Raw genomic sequence first — 26813 nt, forward strand, 5'->3', positions numbered from 1 at the left:
CAGTGATAATGATTGCAATGCCCTCTATAATCGCACCCACACTAGGAAAAGCAATAGGACTTACAGGATGAACGATACTGAATTTCATAAACTGGCTGATCAGGTACTTATGCATATCGAGGAAGGCATCGATCAGTCCGGCGCTGACATCGAATATGAGACGACAGGCAACGTGCTGACACTGGAGTTTGAAAACCGCAGCCAGATCGTCATCAACCGCCAGGAACCGCTGCATGAAATCTGGGTAGCGTCCAAATCTGGCGGGTATCATTTTAAATATAACGACGGGATCTGGCTCTGCACCCGGAGCGGCGAAGAGCTGATTGCACTGATTAAGCGCGAGTGCTCGGTACACGCGGAAGAAAGTGTCGACTGGTAAAAACAACGCCGGCGCAGCAGATAACATTCTCCGCTGCGCCGCCATTCTGATACCAGGTATGACCAAACGGCCTTAAGACAAACTCATCTGGCCGCCTTTGCCGGCCTCTTCCACATTCACATTCGCAGCATTGGCTTCATTGTCGGCGGCCAGCCGACGCTCCGCCTGATAGCCGCTCTTGTAAGGTAACACCTGGCACTCCCCTTCCTGACCATACACGATATGGTAGAACTGAGGCAGGTTAAAATTGATGAAATTCGAGCTGTAACTGAACCTGTCCTGCGCCGAGGTATAAAAACGGTTCACACCATGGACCATTTCATCCATGTTACCGCTGCACTGGCGATAGACTTCAATCCGGTTGGTTTCATCCAGGATATAAATATTGAAGCCGTGGTTTTCGCAGTCTTCAAAGAAGAACTGGATCAGACCTTCACTGGCGTAAGCATCGACAATGGACGGCGGATGCGGCTCATCGGTTTTACCCATCACCACACTGGCACTGCCCAGCAGCTTATTACTGGAAATACAGCGATAAAAATCGACCGAGTTTTCCAGCTTCTGCACCGAAACCCCACGACGCTCAAAGAACAGGCCATGGGTCTGGCTGCCAATGCGGATCGCTTTAAAACGGCGCTGCTTCTCCTGCTGTTCCACCGGCATCAGGCGCATCTCTATGCACTCGGCCACCAGCTGGTAGACCAGATTGCGGATCATCCCGCGCATGTGCTTGCTGTAGCAAAAGACATCGACCGATTCGGGCGAAACAGCATCCTGATGCATCTTGCTCAAAATGGTTTTCAGCGCATCCATCATGGCGTTTTCACCCTTGAAGTTCAGGGTACGCACTTCATTCCATGAATTACGGTAAACCAGATCTACGCTACCGACCAGACAGGTCTGCTCTGGGCCAAAGCTGAAAATATCGGTGTTCTTGAAATCAAACTTCACCGCCCGGCTTTTCATTTCTTCCGTCGGATCCTGCTCAAGATTGATGAAAATCCCTAACTGACGGATTTCACACGGGCTGGATAAGGCCTTCAGGCCTGGCTTGGGACGGCGGATCGAAAAGGTATTGCGGATATCACTCACCATCTGGTAGAGCTTGTCGATATCCATGGCGGAATCCCGCACCACAGTGTGCAAGTTGGTCGTTTCAGTCAGCAGACCGTTGAAATACGCCCAGGCCACCAATTTGCTCAGATAACGGTTGTGCTCTAACGACGGCTGGCCAAGAATGGCATACGGATCCAGCGGCTGCTTATACAGGTACCAGCCCGCGGTATTGGTCCGGCCGGCAGGCACCTGAATAAAGGTCAGATCCCCTTCGTGCAAGTCAGGCGACACCTGCGGGTTGAGCAGGGTCACTTTGCCGGGCAGTACCTCAAAGGCCGCATACAGCTTGCGGGCCAGAATACTGATATCTTCCGGGCTGATAGACGAGGTAATGTCGTTACGGCGCGCGAAAAGGATCAGGTTACGGTAACTGAGCATCAGGGCATCAAGCAGTTCGTTGTGAGCGCGCTTGACCTGCTCCACCTTCCAGTTACGGCGGTTATCCAGCTCTTCAATGACCTCATGTGACCACTGCCACTCAGTGGTCAGCTCCGCCAGGACCTCACGGCGCCACGCGACTGAGCCAATACCGGGCTCACGAGTCAGTTTTTCGTGGGTTTTCAGATAGAAACAGCGACGCACCAGATCCAGACGACGGTGATCATTAATCCGCTCCAGATAACGGGTCACTTTTTCCAGCATCAGGTAGTAGGCATCCATCGCGTAGTGCGACGACTGCTCGGAGAAAAAGCGCCGTTTGCCGTCCACGCTCAAGAGTTGCGTGTGGGGGTACTCACAGGAGTAAGCTTCCAGCAAAATGGCTTTCAGTACCGATTTATAGGGAGAGTCGATACTTTTGTACAGATGCCACAGGCTGGAGCCGAAATATTCTTCGGCCGGAATACGGCAAAGGCCGCCAAAATCAATCCACTCATCGCGGTTGATATAACCATTCGCCGCCAGATAAGCGACGTAATCGTCGTAACACTCTTCCATTTCCGGCGGCACCAGATACCACAGGAAGCGCTGCCCCGCCAAATGCACGGCCGAGCGGTAAAACTCGTCCAGCAGCAGCAAGTGCTGACTGGAACCACAGTTATCACCACTCAGGGCTTCCGAGCGGTTATGGCGGAAACGGTTATCGTCGATCAGAAAAAAGTTGGCTTCCACGCCCTGTGTCTGCGCCCAGCCGGACACAGCTTTACACTTAGTCAGCAGCGCTTCACGCTCATCTGAGGGCATACGGGTGCGGATACAAACCCAGATATCCAGATCACTGGTCAGGCTCTGGCCCAGCGACGAGGTGCTGCCCATCGCGTATAGACCCAGAATGTCACCATCGGGCGAGTCGTGAAAGAAAGAAGCGGGAAGATCGAAAGCAAAATGCTCACGGATCAGCGTCGACTGACGTGACGTAGGAACAAATGACGCAATACCTTGCGGTACTTCGGCATCCTGGTAGCCAGGCAATGCGGGATGGTTAACATGCAACAGCACAGGCAGTAAACTGAACACCTGCTCAGATTGTGCGTTCATGGCAAGACGCGCACGTTCAACCCGACGGTGGTTATGCTTATCCAACCTGCCAATTAAGGTATTAATATAATTTTGCAAATTACTCTTCCAAGAGCTACCAGCATCCAGAGCGGCCCGAATCTTGTCATCGTTAGGGGACTCTGTGAGCCATTCGTGAGCAAAAACGTGATCAATCTAACACTTTTCAGGCATTCCGTAAAGTCTGTACGGTCTATCAAGCGGAAGCCTGCTTCGTTATGCTCAATTCCATTGAGTATCACCACAAAATAGTACAATGACTCGAAATCGCCAGCACCTTAGACTTTGGAAGCCAGATCACATTCAGTAATGTGACATATCTCCCATAAGCGATATCACAGAACCGGACAAATGCGCTTCACCGCACCGGCAACAACATCTACATTACCTTACCCGTACCGGAGTGGTACGATTAGTATATTTAGAGCAATTAGATGGACCCCCAAGCTATGACTGAGATGCCAATCCGGATCGCAACCCGAAAAAGCCCACTCGCCCTATGGCAGGCGGAATATGTCAAGGCCGCACTGGAGCAGGCCCACCCAGGCATTATTGTCGAACTGGTCCCTATGGTCACCAAAGGCGACATCATTCTTGATACCCCGCTGGCCAAAGTGGGTGGTAAGGGTTTGTTTGTCAAAGAGCTGGAACAGGCGATGCTGGAAGGCCGGGCTGATATTGCCGTGCATTCAATGAAAGATGTACCGGTCGAATTCCCGGAAGGTCTGGGACTGGTCACCATCTGTGAACGAGAAGACCCGCGCGATGCGTTCGTGTCCAATCACTACGCCGATCTGGACGCGCTGCCGCAAGGTGCCGTAGTCGGCACCTCCAGCCTGCGTCGTCAGTGCCAGCTGCTGGCCAGCCGTCCCGATCTGCAGATTAAAACCCTGCGCGGCAACGTGGCGACCCGGCTGCGGAAATTGGATGAAGGCGAATACGACGCCATCGTGCTGGCCTGTGCCGGCCTGAAACGCCTGAAGATGGACGACCGTATCCGTTGTGCTCTCGCCCCTGAAGTCAGCCTGCCGGCTGTCGGCCAGGGCGCCGTGGGCATTGAATGCCGCCTGGACGATACCCGTATCCGAGGCTTGCTTGAGGCCTTAAGTGACACCACCACCACTACCCGCGTTTTGTGTGAACGGGCGATGAACAACCGACTGGAAGGCGGCTGCCAGGTACCTATCGGCAGCTATGCTGAACTGGAGGGCGATCAAATCTGGCTGCGCGCTCTGGTGGGTGAGCCGGATGGCAGTCAAATCGTCGCCGGTGAAATTCGCGGCCCGATTTCGGATGCGGAAAAGCTGGGCACCCAACTGGCCGAAGAATTGCTCGATCGCGGGGCACGCGAGATACTGACCCGACTGTACGACGAGGCCGAATGACAGTTCTGATCACCCGACCAGCCCCGCACGGCGAGGCACTGGCACAAGCATTGGCCGCGAAAGGCATCAAGGCGCTGGTTCAGCCACTGCTGACCATAGCCCCGGGTGCCGGCCTGCTGAGCTTGGGTGATCAGCTCGCCAGACTGAAAAACGGCGATTGTCTTATTGCTGTCAGCCCCCATGCGGTAAAAATGGCACATACTTACCTGACAGAAAAAGGGATTTGCTGGCCCGCCGGTATTCATTATCTCGCCGTCGGCCAGCAAACGGCCGCCTCTCTGGCGAACGCCTGCGGACAGCATGTCGATGCACCGCAGCAAGAAGACAGTGAGGGACTGCTGGCCCTGCCTGCGCTGGTTAGCCCGGCAGGGCGCAATGTGCTGATATTACGCGGCAACGGCGGCCGCGAACTGATTTTCGAGACACTGACCGAACGTCAGGCCTGTGTCTCTTACTGTGAAACTTATGCCCGACACTGGCTGGCCCTCAATGGCGCGGTTTTGAGCCGGCAGTGGCAACAACAGGGTGTGGACTCACTGGTAGTCACCAGTGGTCAGCAACTGGAATACCTGTACCGATTAGTACCGGCGCAGGCAAAGCCATGGCTGATAGCCTGCCACTTGCTGGTCCCCAGCGAGCGCATCGCCAATCTGGCCAGGGACATTGGCTTTTGCCATATAACGACTGTGGGCAGTGCCAGCAATGCCACACTGCTTGCTACACTAAATACAACAGGCACAACGGGATAAACGGATGACTGAGAAGAAAACCAATAACGATACCCCTAAGACAGACAACCAGTCTGATGCCTCTTCCAAGGCCAAGGAAACGCCACACACTGCCGGCACGCCCCCTAAATCGTCTGCCGCCAGCCAACCTGCTGCCCCCGCCGAATCAGGCAAAGGCAGCAAAACAGGTTGGGTCGCCATCGCACTGGTTATCCTGTTGGGTGCCGGCCTGTACTATCACGGCCACCAGCAAAACCGTGAACAGCTGGCGCAGGTGACTGCGCTGCAAGCCCAGCTCAATACCCTGAAAAGCGATCTGGCGAAAAATACCCAGGATGTCAGAAGCGAGGTCGAACAGCGCTTACTGAGCACCTCAGGCAAACTGGAGCAGCAGAGCAATGACATCAAAGGCCTGCAGCTGGCGATGTCGGAAGTCAAAGGCCGCCGCCCGAATGACTGGTTACTGGCCGAAGCGGATTACCTGACACGTATGGCGGGCCGCAAGCTGTGGCTGGAGCACGATGTGGCCAGTGCCACCGTATTACTGGAAACCGCCGATAACCGCCTTGCCCAGCTCAATGATCCGAGCCTGACGGCACTGCGCAGTGCGATGAACGATGACATTACCAGCCTCAAGGCTGTGGCCCGTGTTGACCGTGACGGTATCGTATTGCGCCTGACCAGCCTGCAAGAGATGGTCGCCGGATTACCGCTAGCCAACGCGATTGTGCCCGATTCACTGGAACAGCCGCAGAGTGAAACGGTCAGCGAGTCTGTCTCTGACTGGCAGTCCAACCTGATGACGTCCCTGAAACAGTTCAGCGAACACTTTGTGACTTACCGCAAGCGCGATGGCAATGTCATCCCGCTCTTGTCCCCGGAGCAGGATTTCTACCTGCAGGAAAACATTAAATCCAAGCTGGAAACGGCGATTAAAGCGGTGTATCGCGAACAGGGTGAGCTGTACACCCAGTCTCTGACCATGGCCAAAGACTGGGCCAGCCAGTTCTACAACACTGACGATGTTAAAACGCAGAGCTTCATTAAAGGCCTCAATGAGATGGCCAGCCAGAACATTGAAGCCAGCTACCCGGACAAACTGAAATCACCTTCGCTGTTAGCGGATCTGGTTAACCAGCGCCTGCGGCAACAGATCGCTCCCATCAAGACTGAGGAGGATCCGGCATGATTAAACTTCTCCTGCTGGTCGCCGCGCTGATCGCCGGCATCGTTGTCGGCCCGATGCTGGCCGGCAACCAGGGCTATGTGCTGATCTCCGCCGCTAACCAGACACTGGAAATGAGCCTGACCACGCTGCTCTTACTGGTTATTGTGCTTTTCGGTGCTTTTTTTCTGCTTGAGCATCTGCTGAAGTGGCTGCTGTCACTGAGCAGCGTCACCCGCGGCTGGTTCTCCGGTCGCAAAACCCGCAAAGCACGTGAGCTGACCTCCAGCGGTCTGGTCAAGGTACTGGAAGGGGACTGGAAGCAAGCGGAAAAGCTGGTCATCAAATCTGCCAATCACAGTGACACCCCGCTACTGAACTATCTCGCCGCAGCCGAAGCCGCGCAGGGACAGGGACAGCTGCATCAGCGCGACGAATACCTGCGTCTGGCCGCCGAACAGGACAGCGACAGCCTGGCGGTAGCACTGACCCGGGCCAGGCTGCAGTGCCAGCAGCATCAATATGAAGAAGCTGTGGCTACGCTGCAGGAGATGAAAAGCAGCCATCCTCGCAATCCGCTGTTACTGGAACTGCTGAAACAATGCTATGTACAGCTGGAAGACTGGCCAGCCCTGCTGGGTCTGATCACTCCGCTGAAAAAGTACGGCAGCCTGACCGACGAGCAGCTGGATAAATTAGAAGAACAGGCCGAGTGCGGCTTGATGGCGCAGATCAGCCTGCACAGCGGCAGTGATGGCCTGATGGGACACTGGAACAGCCTGAGCCGCAAAGCCAAACAGAACCCTGAGCTGGTCGCGTGTTTCGTCCGTGAAATGTGCGCACGCAACGCCGACAGTGAAGGCTATACCATACTGCGTGAAGCGCTGCGCAAAAAGATTGACTCCCGTTTGATCAGCCTGATGCCGACGCTGAAGCTGACCGATTATCACCCCGCCATTGTAACGCTGCAGGATTTGCTGAAATACGACAGTAATAATGCGGCTACACACAGTGCGCTGGGACAATTGTATCTTCGTGAAGGAAAACCCAAAGAAGCCCGCACGCACCTTGAACGCGCAATTGAACTGCACCCGACTGTCGCCGATTACGGTTACCTGGTTGAGGTGCTGGAAGCCCTGAACGATAAAGCTGCCGCTGCCCGCTTATCAAAAGAAGGATTAACCCTGGCCCTGCCGTCCAAAATCTAAGCTGGCAGACATACCTGTTACTAAATGTAAAAAAGCGCCGTAATTGGCGCTTTTTTGTCCTATTTAACATTGCATTAACAGGATTTAATTCGCTTTTGTATCCATCTGTTAATAGCCATTTCATCATATATATTTGCTATTGATGGAAGTATATAAAAACTATTCAATGTGGCCTCTTTTAGCGCTATAGATGGAAGTAAGGCTATGCTCCCTTGGTTAATTGTTTCTGGCATTATTGTTGCGGTAATCACTTGCCTGATGACAGCAGTGCTGATTAAAGAATCCTGATAGATTCATTTCCCCCAGAAACCAAGAAGCCTCCGCAAACGGAGGCTTCTTTTATCGGGCTGCCGAGGGTGCTCAGGCACTGGCTTTGTAGATCAGCTTGTCGAACTTTCGCTGTATTTTTTCGGATTTTTTCCGGTACTTTTCCGCTTTCCTCAGATACTTGTCAGCTTTCTTAAGACGCTTACGTTTCTTTTTAGCCAGCTTGCGCAGCTGCTTATCCAGCTTCTTCACCGACACACTCAGCAACCCCACCGGCAGCCCCGACATGCCACCGCTTTCCAATCGCTCACCCACAGGCGGCAATGCCGGATCCTGACCTGAAACAGGCTGCGGGGTCATCACAGACGCTACAGTAACAGAGGGAATGATCGCTGCTGTCCGCTTGCCCTGCACGGGTAAGCGTCCCGGTTTGCACAGAGACGATTTGCCATTGGCCACCCTGGCGCAGCTACGACAAAAATACTGGGGCGCGCTCACCAGTTCAGCAATAGAGGCAATCTTCTCGCTGATCTCTGAACGACGGTACTTACACAATGACCTGGTCATGGCGGCTTTCTCCAACCTGCAACAGCTTGCTGCCGTCAGCAGCTACTTCATTGCCGCTTTGACGTACACATCAAAGCGGTTCTTCTTGGTATTGATCACGGTTGACGGCGGCTGTCCGTCCAGCCAGGGCGCATAGTCAGGACGCTTGACCACCACACGTTTGCTCGCCAGCGTTAACGCTGGCGTCAACAACTGATCGGCATCCATATCGGCACCGACCAGGCTCTGGAACACGCGCATTTCTTTTTTCACCAAGGCCGATTTCTTTTTATGGGGAAACATAGGGTCCAGATACACCACATCCGGCAGTACATAGCCAGGTTCGGCCGCCAGATCCGTGAGCGCATCCTGGCTGGTAGCATGCAGCAGGCTCATCCGTTCACGTACCCAGTCACCGATTTCCACATCGGCACAAGCCCGGCGCAAACCGTCTTCCAGCAATGCCGCCACCACAGGGTGGCGCTCAACCATCTGAACCCGGCACCCCAGGGATGCCAGCACAAACGCATCACGGCCCAGCCCCGCCGTGGCATCCAGTACAGTCGGCGTAACCCCGCTTTTTAAGCCTACGGCTTTGGCGATAGCCTGACCACGCCCGCCACCAAACTTGCGTCTGTGCGCGGCGGCTCCGCCGGCCAGATCGACAAAAACCGCCCCTAGCTTGGGTTCATCCTGCTTGAGCAATTCCAGGCGCTCTGGCGTCAAAGACAGCGCAAATTGCGCTTGAGCGTTATGCTCCAGCCCCCACCGGGCAGCCAGCTCAGCCAGCTCGGCGTGACGTTCAGGTTGATCACAAAGTAAAGCGATTTGCACGGGCGTCTCCGCAAACAATGTTCGCCCGCCATGAGGCAGACAGACAGGAATCCATATATTGTGGCGGATTATACCCAATCAGGATCCGTTATTGGTCTACTTTTTGATAAGGAAGACAAGCGGCATCAAGACGGCAGATAAAGTGGCCGCTGACCCCGGCCAGGTGATATCAGGTATCACAGCGGATTCACAGGACCGTCTCTGTGTTTGGCGTGAGGCTCAGGCTGTCGACCAGCAACGCCAGCGGCATAGGTTTGCCAAATTGGTAGCCCTGTGCATAATCGACACCCAGCTGCTCCAGACGCCGCAAAATGGCTTCATTTTCGACAAACTCCGCCACTGTCTGCTTACCCATTTTCTTTGCCAGATCGTTAATGGCTTTCACCATGGCAAAATCCACTTCATCATCAGCAATGTCACGGACAAACATACCGTCAATTTTGATCAGATCAACGGGCAAGCGTTTCAGGTAACCAAACGATGACAGGCCGGCACCAAAATCATCCAGCGAAATCAGGCACCCCAGCGATTTCAGTTGGGTGAATAACTCTATGGCTTCACTCATGTTGCCTATCGCGGCGGTTTCCGTAATTTCCAGACACAGCTTGCTGGCCGGCACGCTGGATTGACCAATGCGCGTCAGCAAAAAATCGACAAAATCAGGATTGCCCATCGACTGTCCGGACAGGTTAACCGAGCACAGCTTGAGCGACGTAACGGCTTCCGGGTGCATCTCCAACCAAAGGAGAACCGCATTGACCACATAGCGATCAATCAGGTGGGCCAGGTTGTAGCGCTCTGCCGCCGGCATGAACAGCCCGGGCGGTATCATTGCCCCGTCGCTGCTGCGCATCCGGATCAGAATTTCATAGTGATGGCCGGTGGATACCGTGGCCAGCGGAGCAATCGCCTGGGCATAAAGCTCAAACCGCTGTTCATCGAGAGCACGCCGGATATGGCTAACATACGCCATTTCCCGCTCGCGCCGCTGCAGTTCTTCATCATCCGGTCGGTACAAATGCAGGCGGTTGCGGCCTTCATCTTTCGCGGCATAGCACGCCGTATCTGCCTGGGCATGCACCTGCTGAGGGGAGCCAGCAGTATTATCAATCAACCGGATACCGATCGAAGCGCTGAGGCTGAAGCGGGTGTTCTGCCAGTAGAACTCGCTTTCTTCCAGCAAATGCAGGATTTCAGCGCCCAGTCGCAGCGCCCCTTCCACCTCGCAGTGACTGAGAATAATGGCAAATTCATCACCGCCCAGACGAGCCAGCGTCGCCTTATGCGGCATGATCCCCCGCAGCAGCCAGGCCACTTGCTTGAGCGCTTCATCGCCGGCTTCATGGCCTGCCGTATCATTGATGACTTTAAACTGGTCGAGATCCAGATAGAGCATGGCATGACGGGCACCTTTGTCTCTGGCTTCCGACAACGACACGTCGAGCTGGCGCTCGAAATAACTGCGGTTGAACAAGTTGGTCAGATAATCATGATTGGCTTGGTATTCCAGTTTGGCTTCCAGCTCGCGGGTGCTGGTAATGTCTTCACCGACCAGCAACAGCTGATGCTGAGATAAAGAAGAGCGTATGGTTTCCCGAATCCAGACCGCTTTGCCGCTGGCACTGGTATAACGCAATTGGCGCCGCCAGACGTTCTGCTCATCTTTGCCCTGATGGGCCGAGATAAAATGCTGGGGAATGTCTTCAGCATCCAGGTAAAAATCCGTCACTTTATGGCCCAGCATTTCCCGCTTGCTATAGCCCAATAACTCGGTGGCAAACTGATTCACAGACTGGATGCGGCCATGCTGGTTGATCGCCAGCAAGATCACAGGCTGCTGCTCGTAGAGCAGGCGGTAACTGATTTCCCGCTCCCGCAATTTTTCTTCCATATGATGGCGGGAAGTCACATCCCGGGCTTCAAGCAGTAACTGCCCCTCGACACCGTCAGTATGAGGCAGGGGTTTGATGGAAATATCGAGTATCCGCGTGCCGTCTTCACTGCTGTTGATGCCGGTTTCAAATCTCACCAGCTGGCTGCGCGTTGCCGAAAAGAAGGACTGTTTTAACTGCTCTGTACTGGAGCGTTCCCAACAGCCCCAGTCCCAGAATGGACGGTCATACTTGATCACAGAGCGGCCGAGCAAATCCTGCAGTGCCAGATTGGCCGATTGCAACTGACCGTTCGGGTGTAAGATGGCAATAAACTGGAAGCTCTGATCAAACACCCCTTCAAACATGGTCCGGCTTTGGGTCAGTTTCCTCTCACTGCGGCGCAAGCGCCGGATAATGACAATCAGCAGCAGTATCACAGAGAGCATCACCGCCAGTACCAGACTGAACAACCTGACCTGCCCGGCGTACTTGTCAAACCAGCTCAGCGGCCGGTTCACCAGCAACACCTGCTCCTTATCTACCGGCACGTTCCAGCGTTGCAATGCCGGGTAGTTAAACATCACCTGGCGGGGACTGTTGAGGAACACAGGGTATTGAGTATTCACATCGTGCAGCACCTGCTTTAACAACTGCCCCAGTATCATACCCTGATCGTAACCCCGGCTGACCACCCCTCCCAGCGCCTCACCTTCAAGCAGAAAGCGGTAAGAGACATAAACCGGCGCGTTGGCCTTGCGAGTCAGGGTCTGCATCAGCTCTCGGCTCGACATATACACGCCGTTACCATCGACAAAATAGCTGAGGAAAACAATCGCAGAATGAGGCGGTAGCTGGCCGACCACCTCGAACAAGTCGGCAAACGACTGCGGATTGAGATAAGTGTAATCCAGTTCAGGATGCTGGCTGAGATAGCGCTGGGCATCCTGCCAGAGCTCACGGCCGGTTGCGGTGTGATCGGTAATAAAGTAATACTGCCTGACATCAGGTTGAATGGTCTGGATTAAATTAATATTGGCCGAAATATCATTGGCTTCCAGTACACCGCCGATCCGGGTCAGATTGGCATGTTTGGCAGGCTTGTAGGTATTGATGCCGGACATCAGCACAGGTGTCTGGCCAATTTCATCCGACAGCTGATTGACCAGCCACAGGGCGTTATCGTCGGTCACCAGGATGGCATCAAACTTTTCACTGCTGAGTTTGGCACGGTACAAATCCACCAGCTGATCCAGATACCAGGGCGACTGGTAGCGTTTGCTGTCCATATAATCGACCTGCAGATGCACCGACTCTGAACGCAGGGCGGCTTCCAGCCCGGCCTGCTGGGCATCCGTCCATTGCATGCCTTGATGATAGGAATGAATCACCAGTACATTAGCTTCAGCCAGCGCCAATCTGGGTATGAGAATTACCAGTAGCAAGAGAACTAAGCGCATGAAGAGACAGTGATATCCTTTATTTGTGCTGTGATTGTGAGCCAATCCTAATCCGTGCGTCATGAGTCAAGCCAGTATATGATGCAGTAGTTGCGAACTACCACGGAAAGATGCCATGACCCCGCTACCTCGTCTTGATGATTTAGACCGAGATATTCTGAATGCCCTGATGCACGATGCCCGGATCCCGTATGCCGAAATGGCCAAACGCTTCAATGTCAGCCCGGCCACCGTCCATGTCCGTGTCGAAAAAATGCGCGCTGCCAACATCATTACTGGAACTGAAGTGATTATCAACCCTAAGCTTCTGGGATATGACGTCTGTTGCTTTATTGGCATCAATTTGAATGCGGCCAGAGATTATCATTCCGCTCTGGCAAAACTGAATGAGCTCGACGAAGTGGTGGAAGCCTACTACACCACAGGGGCATACAACATATTCGTCAAGCTGATGTGCCGCTCGATTGAAGAGTTGCAGTATGTGCTCATCGACAAGCTTCAGGCCATTGATGAGGTGCAATCGACAGAAACCCTGATCTCGCTGCAAAACCCGATCAATCGCAACGTTAAGCCCTGATCTTCATGCAAGAAAAAAGCGAGCCAGGCTCGCTTTTCTGAAGCGTTTACTTTCTGTCGGCCACACTGGCCTGACGTTCTGCGGCTTCCGCCGCCAGCCATTCGGCCACGGATTTGGCAAAGTACGTCAGAATACCGTCGGCACCAGCACGCTTGAAACACAGCAGCGATTCCATCACGGTTTCTTTTTCTTTCAGCCAGCCATTCTGGATCGCCGCCATGTGCATGGCATACTCCCCCGACACCTGATAGGCAAACGTCGGCACCTGCAGCTCTGTCTTCACCCGGCGCACCACATCCAGGTACGGCATACCCGGTTTCACCATTACCATATCGGCTCCTTCCTGCACATCCATTGCCACTTCGTGCAGGGCTTCGTCTGTGTTGGCCGGATCCATCTGGTAAGTTTTCTTGTCGCCGCCTTTGAGGTTGCTTGCCGAGCCGACCGCATCACGAAACGGGCCGTAGTAGTTAGACGCATACTTGGCCGAATACGCCATGATCTGAGTATGGATGTAGCCGGCTTCTTCTAACGCCTCGCGGATAGCACCGATACGGCCATCCATCATGTCAGACGGGGCAACAATATCTGCGCCGGCTTCTGCGTGCGACAGCGCCTGCTTAACCAATACCTGAGTCGTTTCATCGTTGATCACATAGCCGTTGTCATCAATGATGCCGTCCTGGCCATGGGTGGTGAACGGGTCCAGTGCCACATCCGTGATCACCCCCATCTGAGGCACATGCTCTTTTAGCAGACGCACTGCACGCTGTACCAGGCCTTCAGGGTTATAGGCTTCGGCGGCGCAAACACTCTTGAAGTCCTGCGACACCACAGGGAATAAAGCAATTGCCGGTACACCCAGCTTGGATAAGTACTCCGCTTCCAGCAGCATCAGATCAATCGACAGACGCTCCACTCCCGGCATGGATTCCACCGGCTCCCGGCGGTTTTTCCCCAGCAGGATAAACATGGGATAGATCAGGTCGTTCACTGAAATCTGATTCTCTGCCGTCAGTCGGCGGCTGAAATCTTGCTTGCGCACACGGCGCATACGACGGGCCGGAAATGCCCCCTGAATAGATACAGACACTGCTCACTCCTTGTTGGTTATGCGGCCACGCGTACCGCAGTCAATCACAGTTGCGTTTCATATTATCATCGAACAAAGCTTTACGCTGGCTCGATCTGAAAAAATGCCCGGCTGGTAGCCGATACTGCAGCCATCAGATCCGCGGGCGGCTGTTGCCGGCACGCTGCCACCGCTTGTGCTATGTGGGGCAAATACGCCGGTTCATTGCGGCTGGATTTGGGTTTGGGCCGCAGATCGCGCGGCAGCAGATAAGGGCAGTCTGTTTCTATCATCAACCGCTGATCCGGAATATGCTGCACGATATCACGCAGTTCGTTTCCCCGGCGTTCATCGCAGATCCACCCGGTAATACCAATATGCAGATCCATCGCCAGGCACTCTCTCAGCTCCTGCTCACTGCCGGTAAAACAGTGCAGCACAGCGGCCGGCAGCTTATCGCGCCAGGGTTTGAGTATCGCCAGAAAGCGCTCATGGGCATCCCGGCAGTGCATGAACACGGGTTTTTGCAGCTCCGCCGCCAGCGCCAGGTGCGCCTCAAAGACAGCTTCCTGCTGTGGGCGCGGCGAAAAATCACGGTTGAAATCCAGGCCGCATTCGCCAACCGCAACCACAGCCGGGTCAGACGCCAGTTCGCGAATCACGGGTAAAGATAAGTCCGACACCGATTTGGCCTCGTGCGGGTGCACGCCGGCGGTACTGAAGCAGTAGCCTGGCCACTGATGTGCCATCGCCAGCGCCTGCCGGCTCTCGTCTTCACTGGTGCCGGTCAGGATCAGGGCTTTAACACCGGCCTGCTGCGCACGGGCGATGACAGCTGCCCTGTCTTTATCAAAACGGCTGTTAGTCAGGTTGACGCCAATATCTATCATCACTGTGCTATCCGCAAAAAAGAAACCATTCTACACACCGGATGGTGACAAAGAAAAACCGCGGAGACAAAAACAGCCGCACCGGGCGGCTGTTTATCAGCAATCAGCAAAAAGAGACTCAGTCTTCTTCGGACGGCGCCTGTTCATGCGCGCGGATATAGAATCGCGAGAAAAACAACCCGACTTCAAACAGCAGGCACATGGGGATCGCCAGCAGGGTTTGAGAAATTATATCCGGCGGGGTCAGTAGCATACCCACGACAAACGCCGCCACTATGATATAAGGCCGCTTCTGACGCAGGCTCTGCGGATCGGTCGCGCCAGTCCAGCACAGCAGTATAATCGCCACCGGAATTTCAAAGGCAATACCAAAAGCCAGGAACAGCGCCAGCACAAAGTCCAGGTAGCTGGCGATATCAGTCGCCACCTGGACCCCTTCCGGGGCAATACTGGTAAAGAAGCCGAACACCAACGGGAACACCACAAAATACGCAAAGGCCACACCGCAATAGAACAGCAGCGAGCTGGAAAACAACAGTGGCATGACCAGCCGGCGTTCGTGCTTGTATAACCCGGGCGCAACAAAGGCCCAGATTTGATACAGGATCAGAGGCACAGCCAGAAACACCGAAGCGACCAGAGTCAGTTTAATCGGCGTAAAGAAAGGAGAAGCCACATCGGTGGCAATCATGCTGGTGCCTTCCGGCAGCCTTTCCACCAGTGGAGCAGCCAGCAGACTGTAAATGTCGTTGGCAAACCACACCAGGCAGAGAAATACCACCAGGACACTCAGGATAGAACGGAGCAGCCGGTTACGCAGTTCCAGCAGGTGGCTGAACAAGGGCTGGGTGTCTTCCACACTCGACATGAGGCGTAATTAATCCTGTTTTTGCGATGAAGTTGAATGCGGCTGCACTGAGCCATCCTGATGAGACGGTGCCGGCTGAGGGTCCTCTGCCGTAACACTCTCAGGGGCGTTCTCAGGCTCCGCCTTAGCATAAGGGCGCTGTACTGATGCCGCGGCCTCTTTCAGTTCGTCGACTGACTTTTGCAGCTCAGGAGACAGATCTTTCATTCCCGCCTGCTCGGCCTTTTTCAAGTCCTGTTGCAGTTCATGAATTTTCAGTTCCTGAGACAGCTCAGTCTTCACCGCACTGGCCATATTTCTGGCTGCATTGATCCACCGAGACACTGAACGTACCGCCACGGGCAGCCGCTCCGGCCCAAGAACGACCAGACCGACTATGGCAATTAATATCAGCTCCCAGAACCCGATATCAAACACGCGTTAAACCTGCTCTTTATCTTTCGGGGTCTTCTGTGGCTCAGCGGCGTCTTTTTTATCCGCCAGCGACTTTTGCTCAAAATCGGCATCGGCCTTATTTTTTGCTTCGTCGTCGTCACTCAGGGCTTTTTTAAAGCCTTTGACCGCCGACCCCAAGTCGCCGCCCATTGAGCGTAACTTCTTGGTTCCGAATAATAAGACGATGATCAGGGCAACAATTAAGAGTTGCCAGATACTGATTCCACCCATGTTTACCTTTCCTCAATATGATGTATAAAACGCCATGCCACACAGCAGCACAGCCGTTATTTTGTGTAAGCCCGCCAGCCAAACAGCCAGAACATCGCACCGGCAGTGGCCGATACGACCGGATAAACATCCACCTGATTACCAAAAAGTATGGCAGAGCATATAATCAGCGTCGCCCCAACCCCAAAACAGAACCTGGCCTGGGCTTGCTGACGACGGCTGGTCATGAAATTGTCGTACAGTTTATCAATCCGCTGATTCATCATCTTGCCCTGGCGCAAACTGTCATAAAGCAGTTCCGGTAATTCAGGTAACTTCTCTGCCCAGAAGGGCGCTTTATCCCGTACTGCACCAATAATGGCCTTCGGCCCGACCTGGCGCGACATCCAGTCTTCCAGAAACGGCTTGGCGGTATCCCAGAGGTCCAGCTGCGGATATAACTGCCGCCCTAACCCTTCAACATACAGCAGGGTTTTCTGCAGCAGTACCAATTGAGGCTGGACTTCCATATTAAAGCGCCGTGCTGTGTTAAACAGATTCAGCAGCACGTGACCAAAAGAAATATCGGCCAGCGGTTTCTCGAATATCGGCTCGCACACGGTACGAATCGCAAATTCAAATTCGTCGACATTGGTATCGGCCGGCACCCAGCCTGAATCCACATGCAGCTCAGCCACTTTGCGGTAATCCCGGTTAAAAAACGCCAGCAGATTTTCAGCCAGATAGCGCTTATCTTCCCGGTTCAGGGTACCTACAATACCAAAATCCAGCGCAATCCACTGCGGATCAACCGGGTTCTTGTACGACACAAAAATGTTGCCCGGATGCATATCCGCATGAAAGAAGCTGTCACGAAAAACCTGAGTGAAGAACACATTCACGGCTTTTTCCGACAGCAGTTTCATGTCTGTGCCGTTGGCTTTCAGCGCCTCGACATCAGAAACCTGGATACCATAGATGCGTTCCATGACAAGAAGATTACTGTGCGAATAATCGGTAAAAACTTCAGGCACATAGAGTGAGTCACTGCCGTCAAAGTTACGTCTTAGCTGAATGGCATTGGCCGCTTCACGCATCAGATCCAACTCATCGAGCAAGGTTTTTTCATATTCCCGGATCACTTCAACCGGTCGCAGGCGACGCGCCTCTGGCATAAATCGAGACAGCAAACGGGCCATACGGTACATGAGTTTGATGTCGGCCTTAATCACAGGCAGGATATCCGGACGGATCACCTTAATCACCACTTCACGGCCGTTCTCTTTCAGTGTAGCAGTGTGAACCTGAGCGATGGATGCCGAGGCCAGCGGCGTCTGATCAAAATCAGCAAACCAGGTATCCAGCGGCCCGCCTAACGATTTTTCAATCTGATGCCGGGCCAGGGCACCGTCGAAGGGAGCAACCCTGTCCTGCAGCAACGCCAGCTGATCAGCGATATGCGGCGGAAACAGATCTCGCCGGGTCGACATCATCTGACCGAATTTCACCCACACCGGACCCAGGGTCTGCAGCGCCAGCCGCAGACGCTCACCCAAAGGTTTGTCCGGATGCTGGTTACGGATCCAGAACAGGCTCTTTCGCATCAGTTTCGGCAGCCGGGTACGCGGATCGTCCGGCAGTAAATCGTCCAGCCCGTAGCGCAGCTGGACGGCAGTAATCTGGTATAGGCGCTTAATTTCGGAAAAACGGCTCATGGCTATCAGGATGGGGTAATGGGTTGCGCCAGCCGTTCAGCCAGCTTGTGAATCCGGGCTTCCAGACGGGCCAGCTGTGAAGCGGCTTCGTCGACCTGGTCGGCAAAATGGGCAATCTCCAGCGCTGGCGGGGCCAGCCGCCATTCTTCAGTGACGATTTCACCCAGATCGCGACGGCGTTGGCCCAGCGAGTGCTGCAGTCCCGCCAGTTTTTGCCTGGCGCCACTCACAACCGTATGCGCCACCACGTCCCCGCAGTAACGCGACAAACGTTCCGCCACATCCGGCTTCAGGCCGCTGAGCAGCGCAGAAAACTGCTGAGCAAGCTGAATATCCCCTTCCAGTGCCAGTTTATCGGCTTTGATCAGCTGGGTGAGATTGGCCTGCTCACGCAGTTCAGGCAGTGCGGCCAGGCTCAGAGCCAGGCGGCAGTCCGCCTCGCCTTCATACGCGGCCAGCACGTCAATTTGCTGACTGAAGACAAAAAACAGCTGCTTGCCGAAATCATTTATCTGCACGCTGATCACTTTGCCACGCAGACGCGCCAAGCGGCGCTGGCTGGCCTCTTCATCTTTCAGCAAAGCATTCAGGGTGGTTTCCACCACTCCGGTGACTAACGCATCAACTGGCATCCGGACCTCAGAATTTATAACCACGGTGCAGGGCAACAATCCCGCCCGTCAGGTTATGGAAACTGGTTTGCTCGAAACCGGCTTCCTGCATCATCGCTTCCAGCGTGGCCTGATCCGGGTGCATACGGATAGATTCAGCCAAATAGCGGTAGCTGTCCGCATCACCCACGACCATTTCACCCACGCGAGGCAAAATGTGGAACGAATAGGCATCATAAATTTTTGACAGCGGCTCGATGACTGGCTTGGAGAATTCCAGCACCAGCAGGCGACCCCCGGGCTTGAGCACGCGGAACATGGAACGCAGCGCTTTGTCTTTATCAGTGACATTACGCAGACAGAAACTGATGGTAATGCAGTCAAAGTAGTTATCCGGGAACGGCAGCTCTTCAGCGTTGGCCTGCACATAGGCCACGTTGCCGACGATACCGCGATCACGCAGTTTGCTGCGGCCCACTTTGAGCATGGAGTTATTGATGTCCGCCAGCACCACCTGACCGTCTTCACCGACCATGCGCGAGAACTTGGCCGTTAAATCGCCGGTGCCGCCACCCAGATCCAGCACCCGGTGACCCCGGCGTACGCCACTGCAGTCCACGGTGAAACGCTTCCAGATGCGATGTATCCCCATAGACATCAGGTCGTTCATCAGATCGTACTTGTCCGCTACCGAGTGAAACACTTCCGCGACCAGCTGCGCTTTCTCATCTTTAGCGACCTTACGGTAACCAAAATCAGTGGTTTGTGTGGGTTCAGTCATGCTCGTTCCATCAATTCTCATCTAATTGCCGTAGTTTACTTGAAGCGCTAAGGTGTGTCATTCACCGTCTCGGCCAGCATGTGGGCAGTATCACTGTCACGCTGCGCCCGCTCGGTCAGCGATGCCGATAAATCCCGTTTCACCTCCACGCCCAGCTCCTTGAAGCTTTCGGCCTGACGGATAATATTGCCCCGTCCGCTCGCCAGCTTGTTCATTGCTCCCTGATAGCTATGGCTGGCTTTCTCCAGCGCCGTGCCGATATTGTCCATATCGGCGACAAACAGCCGCAGCTTGTCATACAGCTTGCTGGCCCGTTCCGCTATCTGTTTGGCATTCTGATTTTGCCTTTCATTGCGCCACAAGTTATTGATGGTACGCAAAGCCACCAGCAATGTGGTCGGGCTGACCAGCATAATATTACTGTCCATGGCGTCGCGGATAAGCGCAGGATCGGCTTCGACGGCGGCCTGAAACGCCGGTTCCACCGGGATAAACATCAGCACGTAGTCCAGACTGCGGACGCCATCCAGCTGATGGTAATCTTTGCGGCTCAGGCCGCGAATATGGCTGCGCAGCGAGACCAGATGATCGCTGAGGGCTTTATCGCGCTCCTCCTGGCTCTGGGCATGAAAATAGCGCTCATAGGCGACCAGCGACATTTTGGCGTCTACCACCACGTCTTTATCCTGCGGCAGGTGTACCACCACGTCCGGCTGATAACGCTTACCGCTGCTGTCTTCCAGATTCACCTGAGTGTGGTATTCGTGACCTTCCCGCAGACCGGACTCACTGAGCACCCGGGCCAGTACCACTTCCCCCCAGTTACCCTGAGCTTTGTTATCGCCTTTCAGTGCCTGGGTCAGATTGACGGCCTCACGGGCCATCTGCTCATTGAGCTGCTTCAGGCTGTTGATTTCGTGGACCAGCGTATGCCGCTCTCTGGCCTCATGACTGAAGCTGTCATTGATCTGCTTGCGAAAACCTTCCAGTTGCTCTTTGAGCGGACTGAGCAGGCCATCCAGGCTCAGCTTGTTCTGCGCGTCCACGCTGCGGCTTTTTTGTTCGAACAGACGGTTGGCCAGACTCTCAAACTGCTGCTGCAGACGGTTCTCGGCATTTTCCAGCAGAGTGATTTTTTCCTGTGCAGCCTTTTGCTCTTCACGGTATCGGGTCTGCAGCTCCCGCAAATCGGCGGCCAGAGCGGATTCCGCCTGACGGGTTGCTTCCAGCCGCTCAGCCAGTGTCAGGTTCTCCTGCCGCAGGGTTTCCAGATAACGCAGTTTTTCTACCGCCGCTGCCAGCCGGGCATGCATCTGCCGCAGCTCATTACTGAGGCGATCGCGCTCGACATCCAGGCTATCCAGTTCCTGCTGCTGCTCTTGCAGATCGTGGCGCAGTTGCTGTTCCTGCTGCTGGGCCAGCCGGGTTTCTGCCGCCAGCTGCTGCTGCCAGATCGCCGCCTGCTGCCGTAGACGTCCCTGAAACCACAGGGCCGTGGCACCGCCAGCGGTGGTCGCCCCGGCAATCGCAGCCGCCAGCCACTGGCCGTTATCACTGAGCCATTCACCCATCATAGATCTGTTTCCTGCATGCTTTTGTATTTATACAATAAGGCTAAAAAGATACTGGATAAATGTCCAGATATTGTCATCAATTAAGGCACGCTGATACCGAAGTTCAGGCTGGCTGAGTAAGCGCAAATGGCATAAACTGGCCTCTTTATAACGGGCAGGCGTTCATCCTGCCAGTGACACTGACACCAGCAGCAGGAAGCCGCAGTATGCAGGAAAAGAAAGCGATCGGGTTCGGCCTCGCCGCCGTGCTCTTATGGTCGACCGTCGCCACCGCCTTTAAAATTACCCTGGATTATTTTTCGCCGATCCAGATGGTGGCGGTGGCCAGTACAGTATCAACCATCGCCTTGCTCGTCATCGCCGCTTATCAAGGCAAACTAAGCCAGCTGCTGCCGACCCTGCGCGCCCGTCCGCTGTATTACCTGATGCTCGGGCTGATCAATCCCTGCATCTATTATCTGGTGTTGTTCAAAGCCTATGATTTGCTGCCGGCCTCTCAGGCTCAGCCGCTCAACTACAGCTGGGCCATCACACTGACGCTGATGGCCGCCCTGTTTCTCGGCCAGAAAATTCGCCCGCAGGACTGGGTCGCCTGCCTGTTTGGTTATCTGGGAGTGGTGGTGATTGCCACCAAAGGCGACATCATGGCCTTGCAGTTCGACAGTCCGCTGGGAGTGGCGCTGGCGCTGGTTTCCACCCTGTTATGGGCGCTGTTCTGGATTCTCAATACCAAAAACCAGGCCGATCCTGTGGTCAGTGTGTTGCTGGGCTTTGTGCTGTCGCTGCCTTTTTCTATCGGTCTGAGTCTGTACACTGGCGGCTGGCAGCCCATTCCGTGGCAAGGCTGGCTGGCGGTCAGTTATGTCGGTCTGTTTGAAATGGGGATCACTTTTGTACTCTGGCTCAATGCCATGAAACTGACCCGCAATACCGCCAAGCTGAGCAATCTGATTTTCCTGTCGCCTTTTATCTCGCTGATCCTGCTGGCGACCATTATCGGTGAAACCATTCATCCGGCGACTCTGATCGGCCTGGTGATGATCATCGTAGGCCTGCTTATCCAGCAATGGCGGGGTAAAGCCAAAGCCAACGACGCCAGCGCCTCGTGCTGACCCTTATCTGCAAACGAAAAAAAGGCCTGTCACAGCAGTAACAGGCCAAGCGAGAGTTCAAAAGGGTTGTCGAGACCCTGCGCCTTTGCGGCGTCTAGTTATGAGCGAAAAATCGAACGCTGCCGTTTAATCCTGCGCCGGCGCCGGATGCCACTGGCGGCCTTTGCGTGATAACAAAATCAGCAGCCCGGGCAGCAGCAGCAGCATCTGAAAGGTCAGCAATAACGGCGGTGACAGCTCCATCCGCTGGGTCAGGCTGACCATCAGGCCGGCACCGCTCATCTGAAACAGACCCAGCATCGCCGCGGCGGTACCCGCTCTGTCACCAAACGGCGCCAGCGCTTTACCGGCCGCCGAGCCGAGTACAAAAGCAAAACCAAATGAGCTCATAAAGATAGGCACCATAAAGGCCCAGGCCGCTGCGATATCTTTCAGGGCCAGCATCATCACGCCCGAGACCACCAGCATCGCCAGCCCCGACATCAGGGTGCGGCGGGAGCCCATCTTATCCATGCATTTCGGCGCTACCATGCAGGCAATAATGTTCAGCACTGCATTCACACCGAACCAGGCCGTGAACTGTCCCATATCCAGGCCCAGATGCACCATCAGCCACATAGGGGCAGAGGTCACATACGCCAGGATCACCGCCATTGCCAGCATAGACATCGAGGCATGAAAAACAAAAACCGGCTCGCGCAAGACGGAAAAATACCGTGACGGGCTGAACATAGCACCGCTGACAAAGGTATCCGCCGGACGGGTTTCGCGGAAGAACACACTCAGCAAACCACCTGCCACCAGCGCAAAACCGGCCATAAAGCTGAAGTTGGCACGCCAGCCAAACTCATGGGTCAGCCAGGATCCCAGCAAAGGCGCCAGCGCCGGAATAAAGCAAATTGCCCCGTTCAGGTAGCTGATCATCCGGCCGCTGCGTTCCGGACCGAAGCTGTCACGGGCTGCCGCAAACGCTGCCACTGAGGTGGCACAGGCGCCGAAGCCCTGCAGAAATCGCGCAAGCAGCATGATATCCAGCGACTGGGCGGTATAGGCCAGTGCCGAGCTGAAGGCATAGACAGTGACACCGGCCAGCGCTATCGGGCGACGGCCGAAGCGATCCGCCAGCGGGCCGGCAAAAACCTGTCCCAGTCCTAAACTGAACATGAACCAGGTGACTGTGTCCTGCACCAGAGTCGGGTCGACGGCAAAACTGTCAGCCATCGCAGGCAAAGCAGGCAGATAAATATCGATGGCCAGCGGGCTGAACAGCACCAGCAGGACCATTAACGCCACGATACGGCGGTGAGACGTTGTCGGTTCAGGCTTCATTCACTCGGTTTCCTATCAGAAGACGGCGTCAGTCTAAGGCCTTAGTGATATGAATCAAAATGGTTTATATTCACTACTAAAATTCCATACCGGAATATCACTGTTAACATGACGGACGCAATATGACTGTGGATAAATTAGCCCGCCTCGATCTCAACCTGCTGGTCTGCCTCCATGTCCTGCTGCAGGAATGCAGCGTGACCCGGGCAGCCCAGCGTTTGTTTCTCAGCCAGTCGGCGGTGAGCAAAAGTCTGGCCCGGCTGCGCGAACAGTTCGACGACGCGCTGTTTGTCCGCAGTGCCCACGGTCTGCTGCCTACCCCGCGCGCCAAAGTGCTGCAGCCGGTGCTGGAAAAACTGCTCCAGGATATTGAAAACCTGACCGAACCGACTGAGTTTGTGCCGCAAAACAGCCACCGCCACTTCAAAATGTCGCTGGTAGAAAGTGCCTACCCGCTGCTCATGCCACGTTTTCTCGGGGAAATCTTCAGCCAGGGCCCCAACATACTGCTCGATACCCACGCCTGGGAGCCGGACACTTTCGACAAGATGCTGCGCGGGGAAATCGACTTTGGCATTACCGGCAAGGATCTTAATCCACACGACGCCCAGCTCACTCTGATGCCGCCCAAAGGGATCATTTTTCAGGAACTTCACCGTGATACCCAGCGCTGTATCGTCCGCCCCGGTCACCCTGTGCTGGCGCTGGTTGAGGCAGGTGAGTGGACTCAGGCCAATTATCTGCTGCAACGCCATATCCAGGTGCGCTGTGGCCGTGATGACCGCTGGCTGCTGGATTACAAACTGGCAGAGCAAGGCCTGCAGCGCGACATTGCCATGTATGTGCCAGACTTTAATAGTGCCGCAAGCTTATGTACCCATACGGATCTGATTTTTACTGCGCCGAGCCATTTTGCCGACTATGTCGCCGCTCAGCTCAACCTGGTGGTACTGCCGCTGCCGACCCCGCTGCCGGCAATGGCCTACACCCTGTTCTGGCCGCAGCATCAAGAGAATGATCCTGGCCATTGCTGGCTGCGGCAGATAATCATTAACGGATGCCGCGAATTGTCCAGTCGATAATTGCAGCCTCTCTTTAAAAGCGCTACCGTTACCGGATCGGCCTGCTGCTGCCGTCAGGGTGACCAAGGGGCAGGTTTGGATCATCCCCATTCGGATGACAACAACAGAAAGGAATAGATACAGATGCAATCAGTGATCTCACAACGCGTGGCACAGATTCGCCAGTGGCTGGAAGCGGAACAGCTCGACGCCCTGGTGATTCCGCATGAAGACGAATACCTGGGCGAATACATTCCCGACCACAACGAGCGTCTGCTTTGGGCCACCGGCTTTACCGGCTCTGCCGGGGCGGCGGTGATCGGCCGTGATAAAGCAGCCATGTTCGTTGATGGCCGCTATGTAGTTCAGGTTCGCAAGCAAGTGCCGGGCGATGTGTTTGAATACCGTCATCTGATTGAAGAGCCACCTATGCACTGGGTGCAAGCGCACTTGCCGGCCGGCAGTAAAATCGCGGTAGACCCTCGGCTGCACAGCGGCGCCTGGCTCAAACGCATCCAGCAAAATCTCGATAACGATCTGGAGCTGGTCCTTATCAACAGCAATCCGATCGACAACCTGTGGCAGGACCGTCCGGCGCCCACCTTATCCGATGCCAGACTGATGGGCCTGGATTATGTCGGTCAGAGCAGCAGCGAGAAGCGTGCTCAAATTGCTGCCAGCCTGCAAAAACAAAAAGCCGATGCCGTGCTGCTGACCCAGCTCGACAGTATCGCCTGGCTGCTCAACGTACGCGGCAGCGATGTGCACTGCCTGCCTGTGCTGCTGTCGGCTGCAATTCTGCACCAGGACGCCAGTGTCGATTTCTTTATTGATCAGGCCCGCCTGCCAGCCGAATTTGCAGCACACGTTGGTGAAGGTGTTCGCGTTCAGGCACCGGAAACCCTCAAACACAGCCTGGAAGCCCTGAACGGCAAGCGGGTCTTGCTCGATCCGGCCACCAGCAATGCCTGGGCCGGACAGACACTGCACGACGCCGGGGCGGTCATCATCGAAGGTGCCGACCCTTGTATGCTGCCAAAAGCCGCAAAAAACCCGACTGAGGTGGCCGGCATGAAAGCCAGCCACATCCGTGATGGCGTCGCTGTGTCCAAATTCCTCGCCTGGGTCGACCGCCAGGTCGCCGCCGGCAACTTGCTGGACGAAGCAACACTGGCCGAGCAGCTGTGGCAGTTCCGTATAGAAGAACCAAGCTGTACGGATGTCAGCTTTGACACCATTTCTGCAGCCGGCGGCAACGCAGCCATGTGTCACTATAATCACAACAACCAGCCTGAGCCGGGCGTCCTGCAAATGGACAATGTCTACCTGGTCGATTCAGGCGGTCAGTATCCGGACGGCACAACCGATATCACCCGTACCATTGCCATTGGCAATCCTGACGCCGAAGTGAAGCAGACTTTTACCCTGGTGCTTAAAGGCCACATCGCGCTGGCGACCGCCCGCTTCCCTCGCGGCACCACAGGCTCGCAGCTCGATGCCCTGGCTCGTCAGCACCTGTGGGCCCATGGCTTTGATTTTGACCATGGCACAGGCCATGGTGTCGGCCATTTCCTCAATGTACATGAAGGACCGCAGCGTATTTCGAAAGCACCGAACCCGACCGCCCTGCTGCCGGGCATGGTGCTGTCCAACGAACCGGGCTACTACCGAGCCGATGCGTTCGGTATCCGCATCGAAAATCTGGAACTGGTGGTTGAAGTCGAAACCAATGGCGACATGACGGTACTGGGCTTCGAATCGCTGACCCGTGCCCCGATTGACCGTCGCCTGGTGGATCTCAGCCTGCTGACAGACGCTGAGCTCAACTGGCTGAATCGTTACCATCAAACCGTATTCGATGTCATCGGCCCTTCGCTGCAGGGCGAGGATCTGAGCTGGCTGCAACAAGCCACGGCACCGCTCAGCCGTTAATCCGGTCACGCGATTTTATACTCTGAGCCCAGCCCTCTGTGTGCTGGGCTTTTTTATCACTACCCGAGTCACACTTCAGTTAATCAAACATAAAAACGCCGGATAATCAGTAACAACCACCGCTATTGATTGTTTTCACAACATAATAATGCCATTAGCATCCCTGATGAAATTATACTCACTAAAGCTCATA

Annotated in this window: 23 protein-coding genes; 9 read left to right on the top strand and 14 right to left on the bottom strand. The window is 54.9% G+C overall.

All coding sequences use genetic code 11. From position 1 onward, the window contains the following. The first annotated feature begins 67 nt into the window (after positions 1–67). Positions 68–379: an iron donor protein CyaY gene (gene cyaY / locus D6M16_RS00330; protein WP_046221835.1), complete on the top strand. Its 312-nt coding sequence runs from the start codon at positions 68–70 to the stop codon at positions 377–379. 72 nt (positions 380–451) lie between these two features. Here the strand turns inward: cyaY and D6M16_RS00335 are convergent, their stop codons facing one another. Continuing rightward, on the bottom strand, positions 452–3049 hold the full coding sequence (locus D6M16_RS00335; RefSeq protein ID WP_120510088.1) for a class I adenylate cyclase: 2598 nt from the start codon (positions 3047–3049) through the stop codon (positions 452–454). 389 nt (positions 3050–3438) lie between these two features. Between D6M16_RS00335 and hemC the strand changes: the two genes are divergently transcribed. Genes hemC through D6M16_RS00355 form a run of 4 tightly spaced genes read left to right on the top strand, consistent with a single transcriptional unit; the run spans position 3439 to position 7475 of the window. After that, complete coding sequence (gene hemC, locus D6M16_RS00340; RefSeq protein WP_120510089.1) at positions 3439–4374, top strand: hydroxymethylbilane synthase; 936 nt, start codon at positions 3439–3441, stop codon at positions 4372–4374. Then, entirely contained in the window at positions 4371–5123 is a 753-nt protein-coding gene (locus D6M16_RS00345; protein WP_120510090.1) for a uroporphyrinogen-III synthase, read from the top strand. Before hemC ends, D6M16_RS00345 begins: the two co-directional genes overlap by 4 nt. A 4-nt stretch (positions 5124–5127) precedes the next feature. Then, positions 5128–6291, top strand: a complete 1164-nt coding sequence (locus tag D6M16_RS00350; protein WP_120510091.1) for a uroporphyrinogen-III C-methyltransferase — start codon at positions 5128–5130, stop codon at positions 6289–6291. After that, entirely contained in the window at positions 6288–7475 is a 1188-nt protein-coding gene (locus D6M16_RS00355) for a heme biosynthesis protein HemY (protein ID WP_120510092.1), read from the top strand. Before D6M16_RS00350 ends, D6M16_RS00355 begins: the two co-directional genes overlap by 4 nt. Before the next feature lie 360 nt (positions 7476–7835). On the opposite strand, the gene D6M16_RS00360 is transcribed toward D6M16_RS00355, so the two are convergent. From D6M16_RS00360 to D6M16_RS00370, 3 genes are all read right to left on the bottom strand, one after another. Next, positions 7836–8309 (bottom strand): hypothetical protein, encoded by a 474-nt coding sequence (locus tag D6M16_RS00360; RefSeq protein ID WP_120510093.1) that lies wholly within the window; start codon positions 8307–8309, stop codon positions 7836–7838. A 42-nt stretch (positions 8310–8351) separates the two neighbouring features. After that, positions 8352–9122, bottom strand: coding sequence for a class I SAM-dependent methyltransferase (locus D6M16_RS00365; RefSeq protein WP_120510094.1), 771 nt, complete (start codon positions 9120–9122; stop codon positions 8352–8354). A 187-nt stretch (positions 9123–9309) separates the two neighbouring features. After that, positions 9310–12453, bottom strand: coding sequence for a bifunctional diguanylate cyclase/phosphodiesterase (locus D6M16_RS00370; RefSeq protein ID WP_120510095.1), 3144 nt, complete (start codon positions 12451–12453; stop codon positions 9310–9312). Between the two features lie 115 nt (positions 12454–12568). Between D6M16_RS00370 and asnC the strand changes: the two genes are divergently transcribed. Then, positions 12569–13030 carry a transcriptional regulator AsnC gene (gene asnC, locus D6M16_RS00375; protein ID WP_027251479.1) on the top strand — a complete coding sequence of 154 codons (462 nt, stop codon included), beginning with the start codon at positions 12569–12571 and terminating at the stop codon, positions 13028–13030. Positions 13031–13076: 46 nt separating this feature from the next. Here asnC and hemB read toward each other — a convergent pair whose 3' ends face one another. From hemB to rmuC, 9 genes are all read right to left on the bottom strand, one after another. Beyond that, positions 13077–14123, bottom strand: coding sequence for a porphobilinogen synthase (gene hemB / locus D6M16_RS00380; RefSeq protein ID WP_120510096.1), 1047 nt, complete (start codon positions 14121–14123; stop codon positions 13077–13079). An 80-nt stretch (positions 14124–14203) separates the two neighbouring features. Continuing rightward, positions 14204–14992: a 3'-5' ssDNA/RNA exonuclease TatD gene (gene tatD, locus D6M16_RS00385; protein ID WP_120510097.1), complete on the bottom strand. Its 789-nt coding sequence runs from the start codon at positions 14990–14992 to the stop codon at positions 14204–14206. A gap of 118 nt (positions 14993–15110) precedes the next feature. Beyond that, complete coding sequence (tatC, locus tag D6M16_RS00390) at positions 15111–15860, bottom strand: Sec-independent protein translocase subunit TatC (RefSeq protein WP_120510098.1); 750 nt, start codon at positions 15858–15860, stop codon at positions 15111–15113. Between the two features lie 9 nt (positions 15861–15869). Further along, the gene (gene tatB, locus D6M16_RS00395) at positions 15870–16277 is read right to left on the bottom strand and encodes a Sec-independent protein translocase protein TatB (RefSeq protein ID WP_120510099.1); all 408 of its coding nucleotides are present in this window, start codon (positions 16275–16277) and stop codon (positions 15870–15872) included. Positions 16278–16280: 3 nt separating this feature from the next. Then, a complete protein-coding gene (gene tatA, locus D6M16_RS00400; protein ID WP_120510100.1) occupies positions 16281–16526 on the bottom strand; it encodes a Sec-independent protein translocase subunit TatA in 246 nt (81 codons plus the stop codon). Positions 16527–16582: 56 nt separating this feature from the next. Next, complete coding sequence (gene ubiB, locus D6M16_RS00405) at positions 16583–18220, bottom strand: ubiquinone biosynthesis regulatory protein kinase UbiB (protein WP_120510101.1); 1638 nt, start codon at positions 18218–18220, stop codon at positions 16583–16585. A 5-nt stretch (positions 18221–18225) separates the two neighbouring features. Beyond that, a complete protein-coding gene (locus D6M16_RS00410) occupies positions 18226–18852 on the bottom strand; it encodes a ubiquinone biosynthesis accessory factor UbiJ (RefSeq protein ID WP_120510102.1) in 627 nt (208 codons plus the stop codon). 7 nt (positions 18853–18859) lie between these two features. Then, positions 18860–19612 carry a bifunctional demethylmenaquinone methyltransferase/2-methoxy-6-polyprenyl-1,4-benzoquinol methylase UbiE gene (ubiE, locus tag D6M16_RS00415; RefSeq protein WP_120510103.1) on the bottom strand — a complete coding sequence of 251 codons (753 nt, stop codon included), beginning with the start codon at positions 19610–19612 and terminating at the stop codon, positions 18860–18862. 47 nt (positions 19613–19659) lie between these two features. Next, on the bottom strand, positions 19660–21183 hold the full coding sequence (rmuC, locus tag D6M16_RS00420; RefSeq protein WP_420812187.1) for a DNA recombination protein RmuC: 1524 nt from the start codon (positions 21181–21183) through the stop codon (positions 19660–19662). Between the two features lie 209 nt (positions 21184–21392). On the opposite strand from rmuC, the gene D6M16_RS00425 reads away from it, so the two are divergent. Continuing rightward, a complete protein-coding gene (locus D6M16_RS00425) occupies positions 21393–22298 on the top strand; it encodes a DMT family transporter (RefSeq protein ID WP_120510105.1) in 906 nt (301 codons plus the stop codon). Between the two features lie 126 nt (positions 22299–22424). Here D6M16_RS00425 and D6M16_RS00430 read toward each other — a convergent pair whose 3' ends face one another. Next, on the bottom strand, positions 22425–23627 hold the full coding sequence (locus D6M16_RS00430) for a multidrug effflux MFS transporter (RefSeq protein ID WP_120510106.1): 1203 nt from the start codon (positions 23625–23627) through the stop codon (positions 22425–22427). 122 nt (positions 23628–23749) lie between these two features. Between D6M16_RS00430 and D6M16_RS00435 the strand changes: the two genes are divergently transcribed. Next, on the top strand, positions 23750–24709 hold the full coding sequence (locus D6M16_RS00435) for a LysR substrate-binding domain-containing protein (protein ID WP_046221816.1): 960 nt from the start codon (positions 23750–23752) through the stop codon (positions 24707–24709). Positions 24710–24832: 123 nt separating this feature from the next. Beyond that, positions 24833–26620 carry an aminopeptidase P family protein gene (locus D6M16_RS00440; RefSeq protein ID WP_120510107.1) on the top strand — a complete coding sequence of 596 codons (1788 nt, stop codon included), beginning with the start codon at positions 24833–24835 and terminating at the stop codon, positions 26618–26620. Positions 26621–26813: the final 193 nt, after the last annotated feature.

Origin of the sequence: Photobacterium salinisoli (assembly GCF_003614885.1) — a bacterium.
In the GTDB taxonomy this organism is placed as follows: Bacteria; Pseudomonadota; Gammaproteobacteria; order Enterobacterales; family Vibrionaceae; genus Photobacterium; species Photobacterium salinisoli.